We start from the raw sequence: 5,004 nt of genomic DNA on the forward strand, positions 1-5,004 counted from the left end.
ACAAAGGCTCGACCCCGCAATGGCGGCCGGCGACGCTGGATGCGGTGAGCGCTGCCGACATCGATGCCTATTTCGCCCCACTCGGTGAACGGGAACTCTCGCTATGAGCGAGGTGACGTCGAGACGCGTCGTGCTTCAGCCCTCGACGGTCGAGGTGATCTTCGCCTGGTTTCAGCGCGTCATCGCGGGCTACTGCCTGCTGTTCGGCATCCTGTACTGGATCAAGCTGATCGGCTTCTATCCGGGCTCGCTCTGGCGCTTCGACCTCATGCCGGTGCACTGGCAGGTGGCGGCGGTGATGCTCGCCGTGTTTTTCCCCTTCGCCGCTGCGGGGCTGTGGATGCTGGCCTCCTGGGGGCCGGTGATCTGGTTCATCTGCGCGGTCACCGAGACCGTCATGTATGCCGGCTTTCCCGAGCTTTTCGGCCATCGGCTGCTGATCGTCGTCTCGCACGCGGCGGTGGCGCTGCTCTACATCGTCTTTCGCGTCGTCATCTGGCTGCAGAAACGCCCTGTCAGGCACTAAGCCGTTGAGGGCATTGACGACTTGGCAAGCGCCGGATTTGAGCCCCGTGAAAGGTGCCTAAGCCTTTAGGTTAATTATCCTTGCTCGGGTGACCGTTCGTTAAGCCTCTTTCGAAACCTCTTACCGGTAAGCTCTTGTTAGCCCTAGCGTTTAAGTCGAATTTTATGAGTATTCGATAGTGTCGCGATCAAGGTGAAAAACAAAAAATCACCAGGGCGACAAACGAGAGGCAAAGACAATGATCAATTCGCGTCCGGCGGCGAAGACCGCCAACGTATCCGACGATCGCCGCGAGGCTATCCGTTCCCTGTACATGGAATCGCTGCAGCTGGTCGAGCGGTTGCACCGCCGCCTGCTTGACGTGATCAAGGACGAATTCGACCGCAACGGCCGTTCCGACATCAATGCCATCCAGGCGCTGCTGCTCTTCAACATCGGCAACTCCGAACTGACCGCCGGCGAGCTGCGCTCGCGTGGCTACTATCTCGGCTCGAACGTGTCCTACAATCTGAAGAAGCTGGTCGATCTCGGCTTCATCAATCACCAGCGCTCGCGCATCGACCGTCGTTCGGTCCGCGTCTCACTGACGCCGAAGGGCAACGAGGTGGCTGATGTCGTCGCCGGTCTCTACGAGCGCCATGTCGGCTCGATCGAACAGGTCGGCGGCATCAACACCGACGAGTTCAAGCAGATGAACCGGGCCCTGCAGCGGCTCGACCGCTTCTGGAACGATACCATCGCCTACCGGATGTAAGATCATCCGCAGCATCGGATCCGGCCCGCGCCACAGAAACGCGGCCGAAATATCGACCTTCAGTCAGGGGCCGGTGCCGAAAGCACCGGTCCTTTTTCTGTTCATGGATAGTGAGCCAGGAGTTCGGCGGCCCGCCACTTGACCGATGCCTTGCACCGGAAGCCGCCAGGCCTGACTTCTGCCGCCCGCTTTGCTTTCGCCTTCACAATGCCTAATGTCGTCATACAAGGGGGCATGATGGGTCGAAAAGGCTGCTTCAAAATCTGTTCGGTCGCCATGGTGCTCCTGCTGGTGCCGCAAATGGCCTTTGCAGAGGAATGGTGGAAAGGTTCCTTCGCCACGGAAGGCAGCAGCCCCTGCGACAACAATGACTCCAGAGTGACGTTCACCGACAGGTCGGTGGAAATGTGGGAAGTTTGGTGCACCGTCAACAGAGTCCAGAAACTCAGAGGCCTGGACGCGATCATCCTGGATATGGCCTGTTCGGACGACGAGCAGAGTGTCGACAAGCGGCGCGGACTATTGCTCAAGCTCGATGACAACAAAATATTGCGGTATCCCGAAAACCAGGTGCTGCAACGATGTTCGGAGCTCGAGGCCAAGACCAGCCCAGAACCCTAGCTGTCCTTGAGCGCTTCATCCCGGCTCTGACAACGCGCCGATGACGCGGGTTCGGTACCGAAAAACCACGCCTCGTTCATTTCGCCGAGCCGGGCGGAGCCAAATTGGGCGCAAGGCCACGTTGCCGCCATATTCCAATGGAACCGAGGGTGGCAGTGATGCTGTCGTGAAGACCATGCGTCCACCCGCAACCGTATCGCGCCTCGTGCGTTTCTAGCCAACGTGATACGGGCCATGGTTGGCTAATTGTTAAGATTGCCAATYTTAGAGTGCGGGCGAGATCGCCCGATGACCGACGCAGCAAGTGATCGAACCGCTACCTATGTCTGGAACGTCCATGAGAACCAGCCGCCGCTTTTTCCTTTCCGGAGCCTCCGCGCTCGCCGCCGCTGCCGTGGTGGCCGGTCGTGCGAACGCGCAGGATGTGATCGGGGATATCCTGAAATCCTCGGCCCGCGGCAATTGGGACGACCAGTTCGACGCCCGCGCCAGCGAAGGCGGCAAGGTGGCTTCTACATTGCCGATCTTCAGCCCGCAGACCGTTGCGTTCACGGAGCAGGCGGTCGCGCAATATCAGAACATTGCCAGCCAGGGCGGCTGGACGGACGTTCCCGCGACCAAGAAACTGCAACTCGGCGTCGATGACCCGGATGTGGTGCCGCTGCGCAAGCGCCTGATGATTGCAGGCGACCTCTCCCAGAGCGCAGGCATTTCGACGKCCTTCGATTCCTATGTCGACKCGGCSGTMAAGCGCTTCCARSYGCGCCAYGGYCTGCCYKCYGACGGCTCGATGGGCAAATACACCTACGCSGCRATGAACGTTTCSGCGCAAATCCGGCTCGGCCAGTTGCAGACCAATCTGCAGCGGCTGAAGGAGAAGGCGGGCACGCTCGGCAATCGTTACGTGCTGGTCGACATTCCCGCGGCGCAGGTCGAAGCGGTCGAGAACGACCGTGTCGTGCTTCGCCATACCGCGATCGTCGGCAAGATCGATCGCCAGACACCGATCGTCAATTCCAAGATCAACGAGATCATCGTCAATCCGTACTGGAATGCGCCGGTCTCGATCGTGCGCAAGGACATCATTCCGCTGATGCGGAAAGATCCCAACTATTTGAAAAACAGCCACATCCGCTTGTTCGCGCCGGATGGAAGCGAAGTCGATCCGATGAACGTGGACTGGTCGACCGACGACGCCGCCAAGTACCGGTTCCGCCAGGATCCCGGTTCGGAAAACGCCATGGCGTCGGTCAAGATCAATTTCCCGAGCCCCGATGGCGTCTACATGCACGACACGCCGCAGCAGAGCCTGTTCGGCAAGATGTTGCGCTTCGATTCCTCGGGCTGCGTGCGCGTGCAGAATGTGCGCGACCTCGTCACCTGGATCCTGCGCGACACGCCCGGCTGGGACCGCCAGCATTTCGAGGCGGCGATCAAGACCGGCGARAACACRCCGATSCAGGTYACCAAYCCGGTGCCGGTGCAYTTYCTCTATCTCTCGGCCTGGTCGACCGGACCCGGCGTCGTACAGTTCCGTGACGACGTCTATGCGTTGGACGGCGCCAGCGAGCTGCAGATCACGTCTTCGCTCTAAACATCTGATAATTCTAGAGAAAGGCCGCTCAAAGGGCGGCCTTTTTGTTTGCATGAACGTTAGATCAGCCGCTGATTGACCAGCCGCGCCACCGCTTGCGCGCGGTTGACGGCGCCGAGTTTGCGCCTGRCATTGTCGACATGGAAGCGCACCGTCGTTTCGGCAATGCCGAGAATGACCGATATTTCCCAATCCGTCTTGCCTTCGGCGACAAACGCCAGACTGTCGCGTTCGCGCACCGTTAGCCGGACGGCAGCGGCGGGCGGCGGCGTCGTCAGGTTCATCAGCCGTTCCGTCAGCACCAGCCCGGCCATCTGGATGGCAAAACTCTCGTCGGCCGTGAAGTCGCGCGCGTGGAAGCCGAGATGCAGCGAGGCAATGGCGCCATCGGCGCCGTAGGAGGTGGAACACAGCGCGTCGTTGATCCCGGCCTCGCCGAGCGCCTCCCAATAGACGCCGAACTCAGCGCCGTCGCGCGGGGCAAAGTCGGAGAAGCGGTAACGCGTGCGGCTTTCGCGGATCGCGCCGAGCAGCGGGTTGCACTCGAAGCAGACATAGTCGAACGCCGGGCTGCCCGGCCAGTCCGCCGGCGCCAGCCGCGTGATGAAGCCGCCGGCCGCCCAATGGCTGGCGGAGGTCAGCGTTGCTGACGGCCTTCGATAGAGGCGGGTCTGCAGATAGGATGCGCCGAAGCTTTCCATCGCCGCGAAGTAAGCGGTGCTTGCGCCCTCAGCCGTTGCCGACGCCAATGCCGGTTCGGCATGGGCCATGATCCATGACAGCATCGATCGAACCCCCGCTCGTGAGCCGTAACGCAGCGTGACACAGCCGAGTATGACCCGCAAGGCGGCCAGCCGGCGAAAGCCGTCTGTCAACCCCGCGCTATCGGGAGGTTGATGCTTGACTATGCTCGCGTATCCAGAAAAGCGGCGGCGCCGGCTTTCGAAATTCACGTCCGAATGTTCGAGCATCGGCGCTCTGCATACGCACGTCGACCGGGGGGCCGGCGTGCGGCCGGCCACCTGGTGCCCCTAGGCAGCCTTGCGCTGACGCCAGGTGCCGGCCTTTTTCTGACATCGGCAGCCTGYTGGCCACTCGGTCTGCTGTCCTCTCTGCGATCGCTTCGCCAGCGCTGTCTGGACGCGACGCCGACGATTGCGCATGGTCCGGCCAACAGCCGGAATCGAGCCATGCAAACCGCCATCTTCATTCTCGTCGTGCTCGTCTTCGTCGCCGTTTCCGGCGCGTTGGTGCGGCTGGTGCGGGTGCCGCTGCCGGTCCTGCAGATCGCCATAGGCGCCGCGCTCGCATGGCCGGTGGGCGGCATCCATATCGAGATCGATCCGGAACTGTTCCTGCTGGTGTTCATTCCGCCACTGCTGTTCAGCGATGCTTTCGGCGCGCCCAAGCGCGAGCTGATCGCTTTGCGGGGGCCGATCCTCGACCTTGCCATCGGGCTTGTCTTCTTCACAATCGTCGGCTTCGGCTATGCCTTGCACTGGCTGGTGC

General features: G+C 61.4%; 6 protein-coding genes. 5 read left to right on the forward strand and 1 reads right to left on the reverse strand.

The features are described 5' to 3' along the window. The first annotated feature begins 103 nt into the window (after positions 1–103). The 4 genes from AC1DX0_RS31050 (at position 104) to AC1DX0_RS31065 (ending at position 3,495) form a co-directional block, all read left to right on the forward strand. Positions 104–526 carry a DUF6163 family protein gene (locus AC1DX0_RS31050; protein ID WP_115139495.1) on the forward strand — a complete coding sequence of 141 codons (423 nt, stop codon included), beginning with the start codon at positions 104–106 and terminating at the stop codon, positions 524–526. A gap of 238 nt (positions 527–764) precedes the next feature. Then, positions 765–1,280, forward strand: a complete 516-nt coding sequence (ldtR, locus tag AC1DX0_RS31055; RefSeq protein WP_013896002.1) for a transcriptional regulator LdtR — start codon at positions 765–767, stop codon at positions 1,278–1,280. Positions 1,281–1,418: 138 nt separating this feature from the next. Next, positions 1,419–1,901 carry a hypothetical protein gene (locus tag AC1DX0_RS31060; protein WP_477221153.1) on the forward strand — a complete coding sequence of 161 codons (483 nt, stop codon included), beginning with the start codon at positions 1,419–1,421 and terminating at the stop codon, positions 1,899–1,901. A 337-nt stretch (positions 1,902–2,238) separates the two neighbouring features. Continuing rightward, positions 2,239–3,495 carry a L,D-transpeptidase family protein gene (locus AC1DX0_RS31065; protein WP_477358263.1) on the forward strand — a complete coding sequence of 419 codons (1,257 nt, stop codon included), beginning with the start codon at positions 2,239–2,241 and terminating at the stop codon, positions 3,493–3,495. Between the two features lie 59 nt (positions 3,496–3,554). On the opposite strand, the gene AC1DX0_RS31070 is transcribed toward AC1DX0_RS31065, so the two are convergent. Then, positions 3,555–4,280, reverse strand: a complete 726-nt coding sequence (locus AC1DX0_RS31070; protein ID WP_477358265.1) for a helix-turn-helix transcriptional regulator — start codon at positions 4,278–4,280, stop codon at positions 3,555–3,557. Positions 4,281–4,685: 405 nt separating this feature from the next. Between AC1DX0_RS31070 and AC1DX0_RS31075 the strand changes: the two genes are divergently transcribed. After that, the coding region (locus tag AC1DX0_RS31075; RefSeq protein ID WP_477358267.1) for a cation:proton antiporter domain-containing protein at positions 4,686–5,004 on the forward strand (319 nt) is incomplete at its 3' end.

The organism is Mesorhizobium sp. P3_A9 (assembly GCF_056402975.1).